Source organism: Amycolatopsis orientalis DSM 40040 = KCTC 9412 (genome assembly GCF_000478275.1).
Taxonomy (GTDB): Bacteria; Actinomycetota; Actinomycetes; order Mycobacteriales; family Pseudonocardiaceae; genus Amycolatopsis; species Amycolatopsis orientalis.
Genome location: NZ_ASJB01000030.1, coordinates 161,189 through 177,685 on the forward strand (window position 1 = coordinate 161,189; position 16,497 = coordinate 177,685).

Annotated in this window: 17 protein-coding genes; 6 read left to right on the plus strand and 11 right to left on the minus strand. The window is 68.2% G+C overall.

What is annotated here, in order from left to right:
* Nucleotides 1–5 precede the first annotated feature (5 nt).
* Entirely contained in the window at nucleotides 6–1,403 is a 1,398-nt protein-coding gene (locus tag L324_RS09120; protein ID WP_235783463.1) for an RICIN domain-containing protein, read from the minus strand.
* Between the two features lie 369 nt (nucleotides 1,404–1,772).
* On the opposite strand from L324_RS09120, the gene L324_RS43520 reads away from it, so the two are divergent.
* Both L324_RS43520 and L324_RS43525 read left to right on the plus strand, forming a co-directional pair.
* The gene (locus L324_RS43520; protein ID WP_063624577.1) at nucleotides 1,773–2,969 is read left to right on the plus strand and encodes a CaiB/BaiF CoA transferase family protein; all 1,197 of its coding nucleotides are present in this window, start codon (nucleotides 1,773–1,775) and stop codon (nucleotides 2,967–2,969) included.
* Nucleotides 2,891–3,700 carry an enoyl-CoA hydratase gene (locus L324_RS43525; protein ID WP_051173782.1) on the plus strand — a complete coding sequence of 270 codons (810 nt, stop codon included), beginning with the start codon at nucleotides 2,891–2,893 and terminating at the stop codon, nucleotides 3,698–3,700. Before L324_RS43520 ends, L324_RS43525 begins: the two co-directional genes overlap by 79 nt.
* A 9-nt stretch (nucleotides 3,701–3,709) precedes the next feature.
* On the opposite strand, the gene L324_RS09135 is transcribed toward L324_RS43525, so the two are convergent.
* A complete protein-coding gene (locus tag L324_RS09135) occupies nucleotides 3,710–4,096 on the minus strand; it encodes a VOC family protein (protein WP_037305645.1) in 387 nt (128 codons plus the stop codon).
* Nucleotides 4,097–4,196: 100 nt separating this feature from the next.
* On the opposite strand from L324_RS09135, the gene L324_RS09140 reads away from it, so the two are divergent.
* A complete protein-coding gene (locus L324_RS09140) occupies nucleotides 4,197–5,180 on the plus strand; it encodes an amidohydrolase family protein (RefSeq protein ID WP_235783464.1) in 984 nt (327 codons plus the stop codon).
* On the opposite strand, the gene L324_RS09145 is transcribed toward L324_RS09140, so the two are convergent.
* From L324_RS09145 to L324_RS09155, 3 genes are all read right to left on the minus strand, one after another.
* Nucleotides 5,148–6,308: a glycosyltransferase 87 family protein gene (locus tag L324_RS09145; protein ID WP_037305648.1), complete on the minus strand. Its 1,161-nt coding sequence runs from the start codon at nucleotides 6,306–6,308 to the stop codon at nucleotides 5,148–5,150. The two genes, L324_RS09140 and L324_RS09145, sit on opposite strands and share 33 nt — an antisense overlap.
* 103 nt (nucleotides 6,309–6,411) lie before the next feature.
* Nucleotides 6,412–7,074 (minus strand): response regulator, encoded by a 663-nt coding sequence (locus tag L324_RS09150; RefSeq protein ID WP_037305650.1) that lies wholly within the window; start codon nucleotides 7,072–7,074, stop codon nucleotides 6,412–6,414.
* On the minus strand, nucleotides 7,071–8,312 hold the full coding sequence (locus tag L324_RS09155; protein ID WP_037305652.1) for a sensor histidine kinase: 1,242 nt from the start codon (nucleotides 8,310–8,312) through the stop codon (nucleotides 7,071–7,073). The genes L324_RS09150 and L324_RS09155 overlap by 4 nt, the downstream gene beginning before the upstream one ends.
* A 48-nt stretch (nucleotides 8,313–8,360) precedes the next feature.
* On the opposite strand from L324_RS09155, the gene L324_RS43530 reads away from it, so the two are divergent.
* Complete coding sequence (locus L324_RS43530) at nucleotides 8,361–8,507, plus strand: hypothetical protein (protein ID WP_235783465.1); 147 nt, start codon at nucleotides 8,361–8,363, stop codon at nucleotides 8,505–8,507.
* 58 nt (nucleotides 8,508–8,565) lie between these two features.
* Here the strand turns inward: L324_RS43530 and L324_RS09160 are convergent, their stop codons facing one another.
* On the minus strand, nucleotides 8,566–9,786 hold the full coding sequence (locus tag L324_RS09160; protein WP_051173783.1) for an FAD-dependent monooxygenase: 1,221 nt from the start codon (nucleotides 9,784–9,786) through the stop codon (nucleotides 8,566–8,568).
* A 167-nt stretch (nucleotides 9,787–9,953) separates the two neighbouring features.
* Nucleotides 9,954–10,502, minus strand: coding sequence for a cysteine dioxygenase family protein (locus tag L324_RS09165; RefSeq protein ID WP_051173784.1), 549 nt, complete (start codon nucleotides 10,500–10,502; stop codon nucleotides 9,954–9,956).
* 95 nt (nucleotides 10,503–10,597) lie between these two features.
* Between L324_RS09165 and L324_RS09170 the strand changes: the two genes are divergently transcribed.
* A complete protein-coding gene (locus L324_RS09170; protein ID WP_037305654.1) occupies nucleotides 10,598–11,455 on the plus strand; it encodes a LysR family transcriptional regulator in 858 nt (285 codons plus the stop codon).
* Here L324_RS09170 and L324_RS42190 read toward each other — a convergent pair.
* The 4 genes from L324_RS42190 to L324_RS09185 form a co-directional block, all read right to left on the minus strand.
* Entirely contained in the window at nucleotides 11,354–12,061 is a 708-nt protein-coding gene (locus tag L324_RS42190) for a hypothetical protein (protein WP_152546750.1), read from the minus strand. The two genes, L324_RS09170 and L324_RS42190, sit on opposite strands and share 102 nt — an antisense overlap.
* Before the next feature lie 228 nt (nucleotides 12,062–12,289).
* Complete coding sequence (locus tag L324_RS42195) at nucleotides 12,290–12,409, minus strand: twin-arginine translocation signal domain-containing protein (RefSeq protein WP_152546751.1); 120 nt, start codon at nucleotides 12,407–12,409, stop codon at nucleotides 12,290–12,292.
* Between the two features lie 120 nt (nucleotides 12,410–12,529).
* A complete protein-coding gene (locus tag L324_RS09180) occupies nucleotides 12,530–14,803 on the minus strand; it encodes a WD40/YVTN/BNR-like repeat-containing protein (RefSeq protein WP_081736254.1) in 2,274 nt (757 codons plus the stop codon).
* A 307-nt stretch (nucleotides 14,804–15,110) separates the two neighbouring features.
* Entirely contained in the window at nucleotides 15,111–15,758 is a 648-nt protein-coding gene (locus L324_RS09185; protein WP_051173785.1) for a helix-turn-helix transcriptional regulator, read from the minus strand.
* A gap of 36 nt (nucleotides 15,759–15,794) precedes the next feature.
* Here L324_RS09185 and L324_RS09190 point away from each other — a divergent pair, with 36 nt between their 5' ends.
* Complete coding sequence (locus tag L324_RS09190; protein WP_152546752.1) at nucleotides 15,795–16,010, plus strand: hypothetical protein; 216 nt, start codon at nucleotides 15,795–15,797, stop codon at nucleotides 16,008–16,010.
* The last annotated feature ends 487 nt before the right edge of the window (nucleotides 16,011–16,497 follow it).

The window sequence follows — 16,497 nt, forward strand, 5'->3', positions numbered from 1 at the left end:
CCGGGTCAGCCGGTGGCCGCGATGATCCGCCAGCGCTGGTTCTTGCTGGTGCTGTCGGCGTACTGGCCCAGGTCCGCGCCGTTGCCGGTGCTGCCCATTCCGTCGATGTACTTGCCGGTGGCGCGGTTCTTGACGCGCACGTAGTTGGCGTCGGTCGTCACCAGCCACTGCTGGCTGGTGGCGGTACTCGCCGCGTACTGGGCCACCGCGGCACCGTTGGCCGTGCGCCCGGCGCCGTCGAGGTACAGGCCGGTGGCCCGGTTCTTGATCCGTACGGAGTTCCCGTAGTTCTCGACGACCCATTGCTGCTCGGCACGGCTCGCGCTGTCACCCCATTGGCCGGCGTTGCCGCCAGAGGACGTGCGCCCGACGCCGTCGGCGTAGAGACCGGTGGCCGCGTTGACGATCCGGACATAAGTCCCGCCGGCGTCACCGAGCCCCCACGCGTACCGCAGCCGGGCGAGACCGGACGCGTTCACCAGGGAGAGCTTGATGTCCGCACCGGTTCCGGTCCTGGTCGTCAGGCTGTACCAATCACCGTCGCGCAGCCCCGGCCAGTACACGCTGCCCATCCCGAGGCTCCGCAGTTTGCTGCTGACACCCCGCGTGTAGTCGGCGAAGAACGACCCGCTCGGGATGTTGTAGTCGATGGGGTCGTAGTGGACGCCGTTCTTGCTGCCCGGCCCCATCGGCCCACCCCACTCGGTCGCGATGGTGCGATCGGCGTAGCCCCCGATATAGCCGCCGATGTGGTTCGCCCATTCGTTCTCGCTTTCGTAACCGGCGAAGAACGAATAGTCGTGCACCGCGAGCAGCGTGTTGTCGAGACGCCTGTCACTACCGACACCGGCGACGTTCTGGGCCAGACCGCCACCGTCGAGAATGACCCGTCCCCTTGGCACACTGGGATACCTGTTCAGCCAGTCGTTGTACATATTGTTCAAGCCGCCGATATCGTAACCGTGCGGCTCGTTGATGACCTCGAAATAGGCGTTCGGATTACCGCCGTATTTGCCGACGACCCGATCCCACATCTGCGTGAAAGCCGAACCGTTCTGCGGCTTTCCGCCGGTGTAGGCCCAGTAGGCCAGGATCACCTTGCCTTTGCTGAGCGCTTTGTCGATCGCACCGGTGTAGGTATTCCAGTAGCTCGCGACGGTGGGCTCGTTGATCGGCATGCGGACCGTGTTCGCGCCGGTCATGGCGTACATCTGCCCGACGACCTGATCGGCGACGGTGGCGGCCGACGCGTAGGTGTCCGACGCGCTGAGACCGGAGACGTACAGTACTCCGTTGACGAAATTGTCGCGCTGGTCCGCCCAGTTCACCCCTCGGAACTGCGAAGTGGAAGCCTGCGCCTGCATCGGCACGCTGGTCAGCATTCCGGCGACCAGAGCGAACACCGCCAAGAGCTTGGAAACCACGAACAGCGCTCGGTGAGCACCCGGTCGATTCGGCGATCTCATGGGTTCTTCCCTTCTGGCCCGCCGCCTTGACCACGACGGCGTGGCAAGATCGGTATCGGCAGGATCAATATCGAGCTGATCGCCGATCGGGCGCAAGAAAGCGGACAGAACCGCTCAGAACCGTTCAGCTTCGGCCGAGTTGGTCGTGAGTGGTAAGTGTCGTTAGAACGACACTTACCACTCACGACCACCTGGACCGTCTGGGGCACCGCCGGCCGAGCAGACTCGACGCACCGTCACACCGAGGATAAAATTCACAGAGCGGTAGCCGTATTCCGCAATGCGGACAAGTCTGCGGGAGACAGGATGACGGGCTCGCTCGACGGCATCACGGTGATCGAGGTCGGCGTGTTCCTGGCGGCGCCGTTCGCCACGGCGCAACTGGCCGATCTCGGTGCCAGGGTGATCAAGGTCGAGTCGCGCGAGGCACGGGACCCGGTCCGTGCCACCGGCCCGTTCGTCGGCGGGGTGAGCAGCACTTTCCTGCGTCTCAACCGGAACAAGGAGGCCGTCGAACTGGATCTGAAGTCCGAGGCCGGCCGGGCGGCGTTCCTCCGGCTGGCCGCCGCCGCGGACGTGGTGGTGGAGAACCTGCGTCCCGGCGCCATGCGGCGGCTGGGTCTCGGCCCCGACGAACTGCTGGCCGCGAATCCCGGACTGGTCTACGCGTCGGCTTCGGGCTGGGGGCAGGACGGTCCGCTGGCCGGCCAGCCGGGACTGGACATCATGGCCCAGGCCCGGTCCGGGTTGATGTCGGTGACCGGCGACCCCGGAGCCGGACCGGCGAAGGTCGGTGTGCCGATCTGCGATCTGACCTGCGGGCTGTACGTCGCACTGGCGGTGACGGCGGCGCTGCGCCATCGCGACCGTACCGGCGAGGGGCAGCATGTGGACGTTTCCCTGCTGGAATCCGTTGTCTCACTGGCGGTCTGGGAGGCCGGGCAGTACTTCGCCACCGGTGAGCCCGGGGAACGGCACGGCACCGCGCATCAGTCGCAGGCGCCGTACCAGGCCGTCGAGACGGCCGATGGCTGGATCACCGTCGGCGCGATCACGCCGAACACCTGGGCCGCGTTCACCAAGGCACTCCGCCGGGAGGACCTGTACGACGATCCGCGGTACGAAAGCAGCACCTCGCGGCTCGAACTCCGCGGGGAGCTGATCCCGGACATCGAGCGCACCACCCGGCAGCGCACCACCGCCGAACTGGTCACGACGCTGGTCGCGGCCGGGGTGCCCTGCGCGCCGATCTCGGATCACACCGAGGTGTTCACCGACGAGCATCTGAACCAGCGCGGGTTCTTCTGGGACACCGCGCATCCGGCCGCCGGGCGGGTGCGCCAGCTCGGTTCCCCCATGCGCTTCTCCCGCACCCCCACGCGCCGGGAGAACGCCGGACCGGATTCGGCGAGCACACCGAAAAGGTGCTCGCCGAGTTCGCGCCGAAACCCGTCTCCGACCCCGGTGACGATCTGCTCGTCGCTCTCGAAGACGACGTGCTGACCGTGACGTTCAACCGGCCCGATTCCCGCAACGCGCTCACCTTCGCCATGTACGAGGGGCTGTACGCGGCCTGCGAACGGGCCGACGCCGATCCGGCCGTCCGGGTGCCCGTGGTGCGGGGCAGCGGGGGCAAGGCCTTCGTCGCGGGCACGGACATCCGGCAGTTCGCCGAGTTCCGCACCGGGCGGGACGGAGTCGACTACGATGCCTCGATCGCGCGGGTGGTCGACAGGCTGGAAGCGGTCCGGAAACCGACGGTGGCCGTGGTGCGCGGAGCCTGCACGGGCGGCGGCCTCGCCCTCGCGGCCGCGTGTGATCTGCGGGTCGCGGACACCACCGCCCGCTTCGGCGTGCCGATCGCGAAAACACTCGGGAACTGCTTGTCCGCCAACACGATCTCCCTGCTGATGGGGCACGTGGGCCCGGGAGCGACGCTGGATCTGCTGCTGCGCGGCCGCCTGCTGGACGCCGCCACCGCCGAACGCGCGGGTCTGCTCACCGAGCTGGTGCCACCGGAGGAACTGGACGAGGCCGTCGATCGGGTGCTCACCGATCTCCGGCGAGGCGCGCCGCTGACCCACTGGGCCGCCAAGGAGATCGTCCGCCGGATGCGGCGGCGACTGCTGGTGCCGGACGAGGACGTGGTCTCCACGGTGTTCGGCAGCGACGACTTCGCTCTCGGCGTGCGCTCGTTCCTGGCCAAGGAAAAGCCGGACTGGACCGGCCGGTGAACGCGGCGATCAGGAGGCGCCGGATCCGTACGGGCGGGTCAGGATCTCCAGCACATGACCGTCGGGGTCGTCGAAGTACACGCCCCGGCCGCCGTCATTGGTGTTGATCTCACCGGCGCCGCGGTGCCCCGGCCCCGCCCAGTACGGCAGACCTCCGTCACGGATCCGTCCGAAGATCGTGTCGAATTCGTCCTCCTCGACGAGAAAGGCGTAATGCTGCCTGGAGAACTTTTCGGTGCTGTGCATGACGTCGAGCGAGACGCCGTTGCCGGTCTGGACCACCAGGAACGGGCCGAATTCGGCGGGTGCGGGCAATCCGAGGATCGAGGTCAGGAAGTCCGCCGTGGCGGCCCGGTCGGTGGCGTTGATGATGGTGTGGTTCAGCTGTACTGTCATGAAAATCAATCTAGAACCTCCAGTTTACTGGAGGTCAACCTCCCGCCTCGGCCGCGGCACGGGCTGTCGGTTGACAGCTATCATCTGACAGGTGGTTCTGATGCAGAGAATGCCCCTCATCGCGATCGAAGAACACTGGATCATGCCGGAACTGACCGCCGCGCTCACCGCCCTCCCGGCGGAAGCCCGCGACGAAAGCCTCGCCTTCAACGAGCTCGGGGATCACCAGCACCGGTTGCGGGATCTGGGCGAAGGCCGGATCGCGGCCATGGACGCCCAGGGCATCGACGTGTCGATCCTGGCGCTGACACCGCCGGGAACCCAGCCGTTGCCCGCCGGAGAAGCACTGCGGCTGAGCCGTGCCGCGAACGACGTCGCCGCCGCCGCGGCCGCCGCCCATCCGTCCCGCTTCCGTTGTCTCTCCACGTTGCCGATGTCGGCTCCGCACGAGGTCGTCGGCGAACTCCACCGGGCCGCGGAACTCGGGCACGTGGGCACCATGGTCTACGGCCGCGCAGGTGACCGCTTCCTCGACGACCCCGCCTACGACGACTTCTTCGCCGCGGCGGCGGAACTTCGCCAGCCCGTCTTCCTGCACCCGCAACTGCCTTCCGCGGCCGTGCGCGACGCGTCGTACCGCGGTATCGACACCATGACCGACCTCGCCCTCGCCACCTTCGGCTGGGGATGGCATCTCGACGCCGCCACCGCGGCGCTGCGGCTGATCCTGCGGGGCACCTTCGACCGGCACCCGGATCTGCGAATGGTGCTCGGCCACTGGGGCGAGATGCTGCTCTTCTGGCTCGACCGGGCCGACAGCCTGTCCCGTATCGCGGGCCTGCCGCGGCCGGTCTCGGACTACCTGCGGTCGAACTTCTTCATCACCACTTCCGGCATGTTCAATCCGGCGTTGCTCCAGCACGCACTGTCGGTGACCTCGATCGACCGGCTGCTCTTCTCCACCGACTACCCCTTCCAGCAGCCGACCAGCGACGAGATCGCCACCTTCCTCGGCCATCTTCCGTCCGATGTGGACCGTCGGAAGTTCGCTTCAGACAACGCTTCTGCTTTGTTCGGCCTCTGACCGCTTCAAGGCACGGGAGCAGGTCAGCCGGCCGCCGGCGATCAGGAGGACCCACAGATACGCGTTGCCGACGACGGCTTCCACGAAGTTCCACCCACGCTCGGCACCTCCACCGCCGGGGACCACCGCGACCGTCCACCCCGTGAACAGGACGGCGATCACCAGCGCCACTACCCGCTGTCCTCTGGTGACGAGATATCCGAGTGCGGGCACCACCCACACCCAGTGGTGTGTCCAGGAGATCGGGCTGACCAGCAGGGAGCATCCCGCCGTGACCAGGAGCGCCGCGCGATCGTCGCCCGCGTGGTGGAGCCGGTGCACGAGCCACATCGCCAACGCCGCGCACGCCGCGCTGCCCGCCACGATCGCCACCGTCGCGAAACGCCCTTCCGGCATCATCCGCGCGACGAAACCTTGCCATGACTGGTTTCCCACCCAGCCTTTCATTTCCGCGAAATGGTCGTTGAAGATCGCGGAGGTCCAATAGCGCACGGAGTCCCCCGGCAGGACGATCACCGCGAGCACCGTCGCGCCGAAGAAGGCCGCCAGCGCGCGTACCGCGTCCGCCGTCCGCCTCATCAGCAGGAGGTGGACGACGAAGATCAGCGGAATCAGCTTCACCGCCGCCACGATCCCGATCAGGACACCGCACCGGCGCGAGCCACGCAGGAGAAGGACGTCCGCCACGACGGCCGCCATCAGGATCAGATTGACCTGGCCGAGACCGATGCTCTGCCACACCGGCTGCAGCGCGAACGCGCCGAGCAGCGAGATGGGCAGGTACGCCCGATCGGTGAATGGCCGGAGCGCGCAGTAAAGCGCAGGTGCGGCGGCCATCGCGAGCAGGCCCCAGCACAGCTGTGCCGGGAGCACGGTCAGCGACGTGAAGAGCAGCGCGGCGAACGGCGGATAAGTGAACGGCAGCTCCGGCGCCCAATCGGGAAGCCCCGCCAGGGACGAATAGAGATCGTCCCCCTGGACCACGGCGAGCCCACCGGCGCGGTAGACCGACGAATCGATCCCCAGCGGCGTACCCGAAATCCACCAGACGAGCGCGATCATGGCGAGCACGGCCGTCGCGCCGACGACGATGATCAGCACCGTGGTGGCGCGAGGTCCCCTGTACATGGGGAAACGATCTCCGGTTCGTCGCCGGGATACATCACCCGGGGGAACCGTCTTGACACCACTACCCGGGTACCCCGGGCGTCCCGCACCCCGTACTCCGGTATCAGGTCGTGTTCCCCGGCACGATGAGCCCCACCTCGTACGCGACCATCACGGCTTGCGCGCGGTCCCGCACGCCGAGCTTGGCGAAAACCCTGCTGACATGGGATTTCGCCGTTTGCTCGGCGATCACCAGCGCTTCGGCGATCTCGGCGTTGGACAAGCCCCGCGCGACGAGCCGGAGGACGTCTGTTTCGCGAGCCGTCAACTCCGCCAGGCGGGAGCGGCCCGCGTGCGCCGACGCGTTCGTACGGACGAACTCGCCGATCAGCCGTTTGGTGATCGTCGGCGCGAAGAGCGCGTTGCCCGCGGCGACCACCCGCACCGCGGTGACCAGATCGTCCAGCGGTGCGTCCTTCAGCAGGAACCCGCTGGCGCCCGCCCGCAGCCCGCCGAACACGTACTCGTCGATGTCGAAGGTGGTGAGGATCAGCACCCGGATCTTTTGACGCCCCGCCACGATCCGCCGGGTCGCCTCGAGTCCGTCGAGTTCGGGCATGCGCACGTCCATCAGCACGACGTCCGGTTCGAGTTCGGCGCACAGCTCGACGGCGGCCGTCCCGTCCGCGGCCTCCCCGACCACGCGCATGTCGGCCTGCGCGTCGAGCACCGCGCGGAAACTCTGCCTGACCATCGTCTGGTCGTCGGCGATGACCACCGAGATCACGACTTCAGCTGCCCCTCCCGATCGAGCGGAACGATCAGGGCGACCCGGAAACCGCCGTCCGGCCTCTCCCCCACCTCAAGATCCGCCGCGAGCATAGCCGCCCGTTCCCTCATCCCCATCAGGCCGTGCCCGCCGCGGGCCTGTTCAGTCCGCTTTGGACGGTCACCGGGTCCATTGTGAACGACCAGGCGAAGGAAACCCGGCTGCTTGGCGAGTTCGACCGAAACGGGGGCGCCGGGCGCGTGCCGGATCGCGTTGCTGAGCGCTTCCTGCGCGATCCGGAACACCGACAGCGCGACCCCCACGGGAACGTCGTCGAGGTCGCCGCGCAGCTCGAGTTCACACCGAGTGCCCGTGGCTTCGACGCCTTCGACCAGTTTCACCACTCCGGCCAGCCCCGGCTGCGGAACCACCGGCAGTTCCCCGTCCCCGGCACGAAGAACCCCGAGCAGCCTGCGCAACTCGGTCAGACCTTCACGGGCGGTCAGGGCGAGATCGGCGAACTCCCGCCACACCCCGTCGTCGAGTTCGGCCTTCTCCGGACCGGCGAAGCGGAAACGCGCCGAGTCCGCGCGCAACGCGAGCACGGACATGTGATGCGCGACCACGTCATGGAGTTCACGGGCGATTCCCGCGCGTTCCTCCAGCAGGGCCGCACGGGTCTCCTCGGCGATCCGGCGCTCCTGCTGGGCGAAGCGTTCCTCCTCGGCGAGCCGCCGCTGACGCACGGTGTTCCCGACGAAGAACAGTATTCCGCCCAGCACCACGAGCAGTGCGGCATCCCGCCAGTCCCGGAGGAACGGCGTCACCGCGCCCAGCGAGATCAGCGCCGCCCAGGTCAGCTCCGTTTGATCGGTACTCTCCCCCACCAGGTACAGGACGAGGGCCGCCGTCAGCGCCAAGCCCGGTGACCACGGCCAGCCCCAGGACTCGACCATGCCCGGCAACGTCAGCGGGGTGATGATGAGGCCCAGGATCAGCGCGCGCCATCCCCACAGGGCCGAACGCACCGCCAGCAGGCACGGCACCACGGTGACGACCACATTGAACGCCTTCAAGGGCGGCGACACCGAAACCGTGGAGAACGTGATGAAAGCCGCCCACAGTCCACATCCGACAATGGCCAGAGCACGCAGCCTTCGCAACGCCGCCGAGCGCTTCGGTGCGCTGTCCGTCCCTGTGAACGCCGTGCGGAGCAGCGCGTCCCACCACACCCGCAGGCGGTTCCGGTCGATCATCGGGTATGACCCTACCCTTGGATCGACTCACGCTGCGTAGTCGCGCTTGTGGTGTCTCGTTCCCCGTCGGCGACAGCGATCCGCGGTTCGGCGGCCGAGGACTTCCCGCGCTTCTTCGCGAGTGACGTCGCGGTGACCTTCCACGGGTTCCATGCCGACGGCGATCGCGTGACCGTGGAGGATTTGGGACGTTGAACGCCCCAAATCCTCCACGCTCGAGACGTATCTCGATCCTGTCGCAGCCGGCTCCCGCCTACGTCCGTGCCGACGTGGCCCCGGAGTCCGGCACGCCGGCGTAGTCGGGCAGTTCGACGCCGTTGAGCGCGCGCTCGATCAGCGGCATGAACGCCTCCATGTCGGGTTCCGCGCCCGGCTCGGCGTCCGCCCCGGAGGGGTTGAGGACTTGCACGTGCATCCGGCCGATCTCCTGGTTGGCTTCGACGAACGAGCGCATCCGCGACTCGTAGCCGTCGAACCCGGCCTTGGGATCCCACTCCGCGGCGGCGAGTTCTCCCGCCAGCAGGTAGGCGCCGACCAGGGCCAGCCCGGTGCCCTGTCCCGACATCGGTGACGAGCTGAACGCCGCGTCGCCGATCAGCCCCACCCGTCCGTCCGACCAGCGGTCCATCACCACCTGGGCCACCTGGTCGAGGTAGAAGTCCGGGGTGTCGTCCAGATGCGCGAGGATGCGCTGGGTGGACCAGCCCAGGCCGTCCATCTGCTCACGCAGCAGGCGCTTCTGGCCCTCGATGTCGCGGTGGTCGACGTCGAAATCGGCCGCGGGGAAGGAGAACATGGCCATCGCCCGGGTGGCGTCCTGGATGGGCCGCAGCAAGGCGGAGCGCCCGGACTTCTTGTCCTGGTACTCGATCAGCCAGCGGTCCAGCCCGAATTCGTTGGGCACGCTGTAGAACGCCAGCACCAGCCCGAGATGGCGGATGAACCGCTCGCGCGGCCCGAAGACCATCCCGCGCAGCGCCGAGTGCAGCCCGTCGGCCCCGATCACCAGGTCGAAGCGCCGCCGTCCGCCGCTCGCGAGGGTCACGTCGACCCCGTCCGCGTCCTGGGTGAGCTCCGCGATCAGGTCGTCGAAAAGGTATTCGACGCCATCGCGGGTGTCGTCGTAGAGCACCTGGGACAGGTCTCCGCGCAGGATCTCGATGTCGGCGATGAAGCCGTCGCCGCCGTCGTCCTCGGCGCGGTAGGTCTCCAGCACGTTCCCGTCGGCGTCCACGGTGTACGCGCCCGCCGTGTCGGTGCAGGCCGCGCGCACCGCCGCGTCCAGCCCCATCCGCCGGATGACCTCCTTGGTCACCCCGCGCGCGTCCACCGCCTGACCGCCGGGACGCAGGCCCGGGGCCCGCTCCACCACGGTCACCTCGGCTCCCCGCCGCCGCAACCAATGGGCCAGCGCGGGGCCCGCGATGCTCGCCCCGGCCACCAACACCTTGCCACCGCTCACCGCGGCCCCCATTCGCCATCCGGACAACGCGCTGGAGTGTACGGCGAACTCCGCCTCTCGCGGATGATCCCGCGGCTTCCGGCACCAGGGAGTCGTGGATGAAGGGGCCTTTCCTCGCATCAGATGCGGCGAAGGGCGCTTTCCTCGCATGAGATGCGGGGAAAGCGTCCTTCAGCCCCTCACGAGGGGGTTTCGCCGGTGCGCAGCCGGTAAGTGCGGCGGACGCTGGTCCCCTGGCTGAGATCCGCGCCGTACACGTGCAAGGTGATGGCGACCGTGTCGCCGGTGTTGTGCACCTGGTGGATGTCGTCGGGGGGCGCGACGCCGCTGACCGAACCGGCGGGGCGCTGCCGCTGACCGATCTGGACCAGCCTGTCGCCGTCGATGTCGAAGATGTTCTCGGTTTCGGCGCCTTGCAGGACAAGGAACGAACACCACACGAGATGGTCGTGGATCTCGGTGAGCTGGCCGGGGCGCCACACCACGGCGGAAATCGAAAACGTGGACTCGGCGTGCAGCGTATGACGGGTGTATCCGTCGGCGGAACCCGCTCGTTCCGCGGCGGTGAGCAGTCGCGTACTGGGGCGCAGTTCCTCGAGGACGTCAGCCACCAGACGGGCGGTCGTGCGCGGGTCGGATTCCCGCCGGGTGCACTGGCGGATCCGGTCGATCAGTTCCGCCAGACCGGGTCTGGACTGCGTGTCGGCGGTCTCCGGTGCGGTGGTCATGTTTCTCCTTCCGTCGCGGGCTTTTCATCGTGGCGCCACCGCTGTCATGCCGTCCAATGCCAAGATTTTCGGCTTCACATAAGTATTCTCTATGTATGAACCTGACCCAGCTGACGGTGCTCGCCGCCGTCGCCCGGCACGAGTCGGTGACCGAAGCGGCGAAGGAACTGCACTACACCCAGCCGGCGGTCAGTCATCACCTCACCCGACTGGAAACGGCCACCGGCGCGAAACTGATCCAGCGGATCGGCCGCGGCATCCGCCTCACCCCGGAAGGACGGCTGCTGGCCACCCGCGCCGCCGAGATCGTCGGCCGGGTCGACGCCGCCGCGACCGAACTCGCCGCACAGGTCGGCCTGCGGGCCGGGCGGGTTCGGATGGCGGGGTTCCAGTCGATCCTGAGCACCATCGTCCCGAAGGCGGCCGCGGCGCTGGCCCGTGCGCATCCCGGGATCGAACTGGGCCTCGTCGACGTCCACCCGGTGGAAGCGCTGCGGATGCTGCGCGCGGGTGAGATCGACGTCGCGTTGATCTTCCGCTACGACGACACCCCGCGCGAGGAGGAGGGGCTCCGGCTGGTCCACCTGTTCGACGACCCGATCTACCTGGCCACCTACGAGCCCGGGCAGACCATCGCGGACCACCGTGACTCCACCTGGATCGGCGGATGCGCCCGCTGTCAGGACGAACTGATCGCCGTATGCCGGTGCGCGGGCTTCACGCCGCGTATCACCTTGGTCAGCGACGACATGGTCGTGATGCAGGCACTGGTCGCCGCGCGGATGGGCGTCACCACCCTGCCCGGGCTCGCCCTCCGCGCGCACCGGACGCCCGGTATCCACACCACCGAACTACCCGAGTACCCCCGCCAGATCTATGCGGTCACCTACGGCGATCCGCCGGATCCGCCCGCCACCACCGCCCTCATCCACGCCATCCAAGCCAGCGTCTGATCCCGCACCTGGCGAACGCGGCTCATCCCGTGGTGGTGAAGATCGGGTTGGAGCAGAACCACAGGTCCTCCCAAGGGGCGGCCTGGCCCACGGCGTCGAGCGCGAGCCTGCCGGGTCGACAGCGGAGCCGTGGTAGCCGGGAGCGACGCGCTTGCCGTCCGTGCCGCGCACCCGGAGGTGGCACGGCCCGTCGACGGTGAACCGGCGGACGAGTTCGACGGTGCCGGTCCGTTCGCGGATTTCCCACGACTTCTCGACCTTGGTGTACGGCGTGTGGAACACCGACCGGTCCGCGAGGTCGATCCTGATCACCGCTTCGACGACGTCGCCGGGACGGGCCGTCATCGTGCCGCCCATGGGCACGCCGGGGCGAGGCGACCGGACCGGGCGCAGCCGCACGTCCAGACCGGCGATGAGATCGCCGAGGCAGACCCACATCCGCCCCGCCCGCATCACCTCGCGGCGGCCATAGCCGGTGGCGCCGACCCGGGTCTTGTTGTAGGCGCCGGGCGGGAACGAGCTGTTCTCGGTGATCGGACGGCCGACGTGGACGGGATCGGGGGCGATCGCTTCGTTCGCGGGCGTGTCGTCGCGGGTACCGTTCACCCGCGCGTCGTACCGGTTCAGGAACTCCCTGCAACAGGGCCGCCTCGCCGCGCCCCGCGGCGAGCATGAGCGTGGTGTGCTCGCCCGCCGGGATGTTCCATTCGAGCCCGGTGAACACGAGGATGTCTTCGCCGTGCCCGCGTCGCGCCGCGGCGATGTCGGCCACCAGCGGCGGGACACTGTCGGTGGCGAAAGGGACGTTGCCGTGGTCGGTGACGGTCAGCCAGCTCAGGCCCCCGGCGACCGCCCGTTCTCGGCCGAGGCGGGCGCGGCGCCGAGGACGGCGCCGACACCCGCCAGCCCGGTGCCGATCAGGAACCCGCGCCTGCCGGTGTTTCCCATGTTCACGAGGCTCCTCGACGATCAGATGCGAGCGACCGCCCGTCGGCACCACGTTGGTCAACATGAGAACTATTCATGAACCAGCGGGCGACCGGGAGATGAACGCCGCGAGGCCATGACGTGCCATCACCCGGGGTTCCCGACCACCACCCCACGCCCGTTCGTGCCGAGATAGACCCGGCCGTACACCCGCGGGTCGCCGGTGATCGCGTCGCCGATGTTGCCGTACTGGTGCCTGTCGTCGTTGATCCGGACCCAGCCGGCCCCGGCGTCGTCCGAACGGAACACACCGTGGACGCCCGCGATCCTGGCGATCGTGTAGAGAGCCGGATAGGTCTTGCCCGGTGCGGCCTTGCCCATCCCGATGTTGTCCGCCTCCGCCACACCGGCCGCCTTGGTGAACGAGGCGCCGGAGTCGGTAGAGTGCCAGATCCCCGCTCCCCCGGCCAGCCAGATGTCGCCCTCGCGACCGGCCACCGCCTTGAACCGCGCGGAAGCGGGAAGCCCGGTGGCGGCGCTCGCCGAGAAGGTCGCTCCGCCGTCGGTGCTCACGTAGAACCGACCGGCCGCGAAACCGTAGAACTTCCTGGGGTTGACCCTGTCGGACTCTACGACGGCCCCGGCGGGTATCCCGGTGGACGCGGTCCACGAGCTGCCGTACCAGGACGCGTAATGCACACCCGTTCCTTTGGGGCTCCAGACGAACCGGCTGGCGTCGGCCCCGGCGGCGACCGTACCGCCGCCGGTGACCCCCGCCGGTTCCGCGCCCTGCCACCAGTTCGACCCGCCGTCGGTGGAGAACGCGACCCGATTGTCGCCTGGGCGTGCGGCTTTGTCGAAATCACCCACCCGCACGATCGAGGACGGGGCGAGTTCGGCATAGTCGAGACTGGTGGTAGTGGTGAAGCCCGGCGAGAGGAAGACCTTCGACGGCACCTTGTCGAGCCGGTCGTGGCGGAATCCGCCGATGTCGCCCAGCGCGCTGAGCAAGGGCGCCCCGGCCGGTGGACTGATCAGGTCCAGCACCGCGGTCTCCTCCAGCCCGGCGACCATGGGCTTGATCGTGATCTTCCCCCCACTGTCCCAAGTGGTCAGGTTCGTGGTCCCGTAGATCGTCGCACCGGTCCCGTACATCATGCGATTCGAGTCGAACGGGTCGATCTCCATCGTTTCGGTCATCCATCCCAGCTTCGGTGACACCTCCGGCGGCGACGGATTCGCGCCGAGGTTCAACCACGGAACGGCGGAGATGTCCTGTGTGTACCGGAGCGTGCGGTTGGGATAGCTCGTCCAGTCCCAGATCCGCGTCCACGACGCCCCACCGTCGGTACTGCGGAAGAAGATGACGTCGGGCCACCAGGAAACCTGGGTGGCGACCATGAGCGTGCCCGGCCGCTGCCTGTCCAGGGTCAGGCCGCTGTATCCGAAGTAATCGTCGGAACTGGTCGACGGAATCGGGCTGACCCGAGTCCACACCCCGGACGCCGTGCCGAACTTCCACACGTCGCCCTTGGCGCCGTCGTACGGTCCGCCGGTGTCGCTCGTCGCGAGGTACAGGGCACCGTTGACCGGGTCGAGAACCCCCTTGTGCGGCACGTACCCGGTCGGCTGCCCGGGCACCCGCTCCCAGCTCGTCCCGCCGTTCGTGCTGCGGTAGAGGATGTTCTCCTTGTCCGCCACCCCGACGTAGATCGTCTGGGTGGCGTTCCCGCGTGAACCGGTGCGCGGATCGAAGGTCACGAAGGCGATGCCCTGGTTGTCGCTGAGATAACCGTTGGGATCGCTGGGATCCTGCACGTAGTTGCCGGGATTGGGGAACGACGCCACTTTGCTCCAGGTCACCCCGTGGTCAGTGCTGCGCCACAGCCCGTTGCCGCTCGGCGCGCCGAGATAGAGGATGCTGTTGCGGTTCGGATCGATGACCAGGCGCTCGCCCATCCCCCGGCCCGGCATGTTCCCGCCGAGTTTGAACGGCAAGGCCGACTTCTGCCAGGTGTTCCCCCGGTCCGCCGATCGCAGGATGGCCCCGTTCCCGGGATCCCAGCTGTTGGTGTACATCCCGGCGGCGACGTAGACCCGGTTCGGTTCCACCGGATCGGTGGCCAGCGCGGCCACGCCGTTGTGCCCCCAGTCGCTCCGCCCGACGTGGTCCAGCAACGGGATCCACCGGCCGGTCGCCTGGTTCCATCGGTACGCGCCGCCGATGTCGGTGCGCGCGTAGATCAAGTCGCGTTCGGTCTGATTGAACACGATGCCCGGAACGAAACCGCCGCCCGCGATCTCGGCGTTGCTCCAGGCGGCTGGATCCGCCGCTGGTTTCGCGACGGCCGAGGTCCGCACGACGGCCATCAGGCTCACCGTCATCGTCACCGCGAGCATCCCGGCTAGAGCCCTCTTCATCGAGAGTCCTCCGATCGACAGGGGTTCACAGATATGGGAGCGCTCCCACTCCTACCGTAAGGCTTCGTCCCGGCGGGCACATCCGCCGTTCAGGCTCGTTTCAGGAAAGCGGTTTCCATCGCGGGTTGTCGAATCCGCCGCCGTGATATCCGGACGCCGCACGTTCGAGCTGGCGGGCCGGCTCGAAGGCCCCGACGTCACTCACCTGCGCTACCGCATTGTTCCACCAGGAAGGACAACAGCCGTGACCGCCGCGTCTGCCGCCCCAGCCGTCCTTGCCCATGGCCGGGCGACGCGGGTGTCCGGGTCAGCGACCGTCTCGTCGCAGGGTCCGGTAGGGCGGACAGCCATGGGTGACGCGGTAGTAGTGGGCGAAGCGGCCGGGGTGGAAGAAGCCCCAGCGCGCGGCGATATCGGTGACCGTGGCCCTGTCGTCGGTGTCGGCGATCAGCAAGTCGTGGTGCGCCTGCTGGAGCCGGACCTGTCGGAGATAGCCCAGCGGGGTGGTGCCGCGATGTTTCCGGAAAGCGTATTGCAGGGCACGGATGGTGACGTGCGCGACCGCGGCGATTTCGGCGACGCTGATGTCCAGATGGGCGTGATCGTCGATGAACGCGATCGCCCGCCGCAGAGTGGCGGGATGGGCGTCGTGGCGGTCTTCGATGGTGGGCTCGACCAGGGCGGTACTGGGGAAGGCGGTCAACGCCGCCGCGGCCAGGAGACGGCCCGCCGCGCCGGTCACGAGCGGTTCGGCCATGACCTCGGGCCGGCCGCGCAGGCCGGCGGCGAGGTAGTCGATGGTGGCGGCCAGGTGGCGCGCCGCCTTCGGGGTCGTGGTGCACACGTCGGTGAAGCGGATCGGTTCCGGGCGGTAGGTCTCCGCTGAGGCGGCCACGTTGTCGAGCAACGGGAAGGGGAAGGTGACGGCTTGAATCGTTCCGCTGTTCCACCGCACGTGGAAGGGTGGGTGGTCTTCGGCAGTGTTGGCCAGATGCACGTCGCCGGGGCCGAACCGGTGCTCGGCACCCCGGAACGGAAGTCCACCGGGGCGCGGGGACGGGAGATCATCAGCATCGGCAGTGACTCCAAGGTGTACCCGATCTCGGCGACGTGCGTGGCGGTGCTGATGGTGAACGTCTCGGTGCCCAGGCGGGCGAGACGGAAAGTGCCCTTCTTGCGTCCGTCCAGGCGGATGCTGCCGCCGTAGATGCCGGTCAAGTAGTCGCCCGCATGGTCGTGGTCACGGGTTTCGAACAGCACGTTCTGGGGTGGAGCGGGGTCGGCCATTGTCAGAACTCCTCGACGCGACAGGACGCTGGCGACGTGGAGTCCAGCCGCCGCCACCAGGACAGCGGGCAGCCTCCACCACCGGGCGCGGAAATGGGAGTTCCAGAGGACATCACCACGCCGTTGGAGCAAAGCGTCTGGGTGAAAATCACTCCAACGACGCAAATAGACCTTCAACGCGACCGCTCGTCAGGAAGACCCGCGTTCTCGGTTTTGGCGCCTCGAATGCCGATGCCCCGGATCAGGGAATGCGACACCCGCAGTAGCGTTCACCATCGCCTTGATCCGTGGGGAGATCGGCATTGTTCTCTGTGACAAGAATGTGTCCGGCCGCCACGTTGACCAGGTGTGTGGTTAGGCTGCGGATGTTCGGTGGCGCGTAGGGGCGTCGCACGATTCGGTGAAAG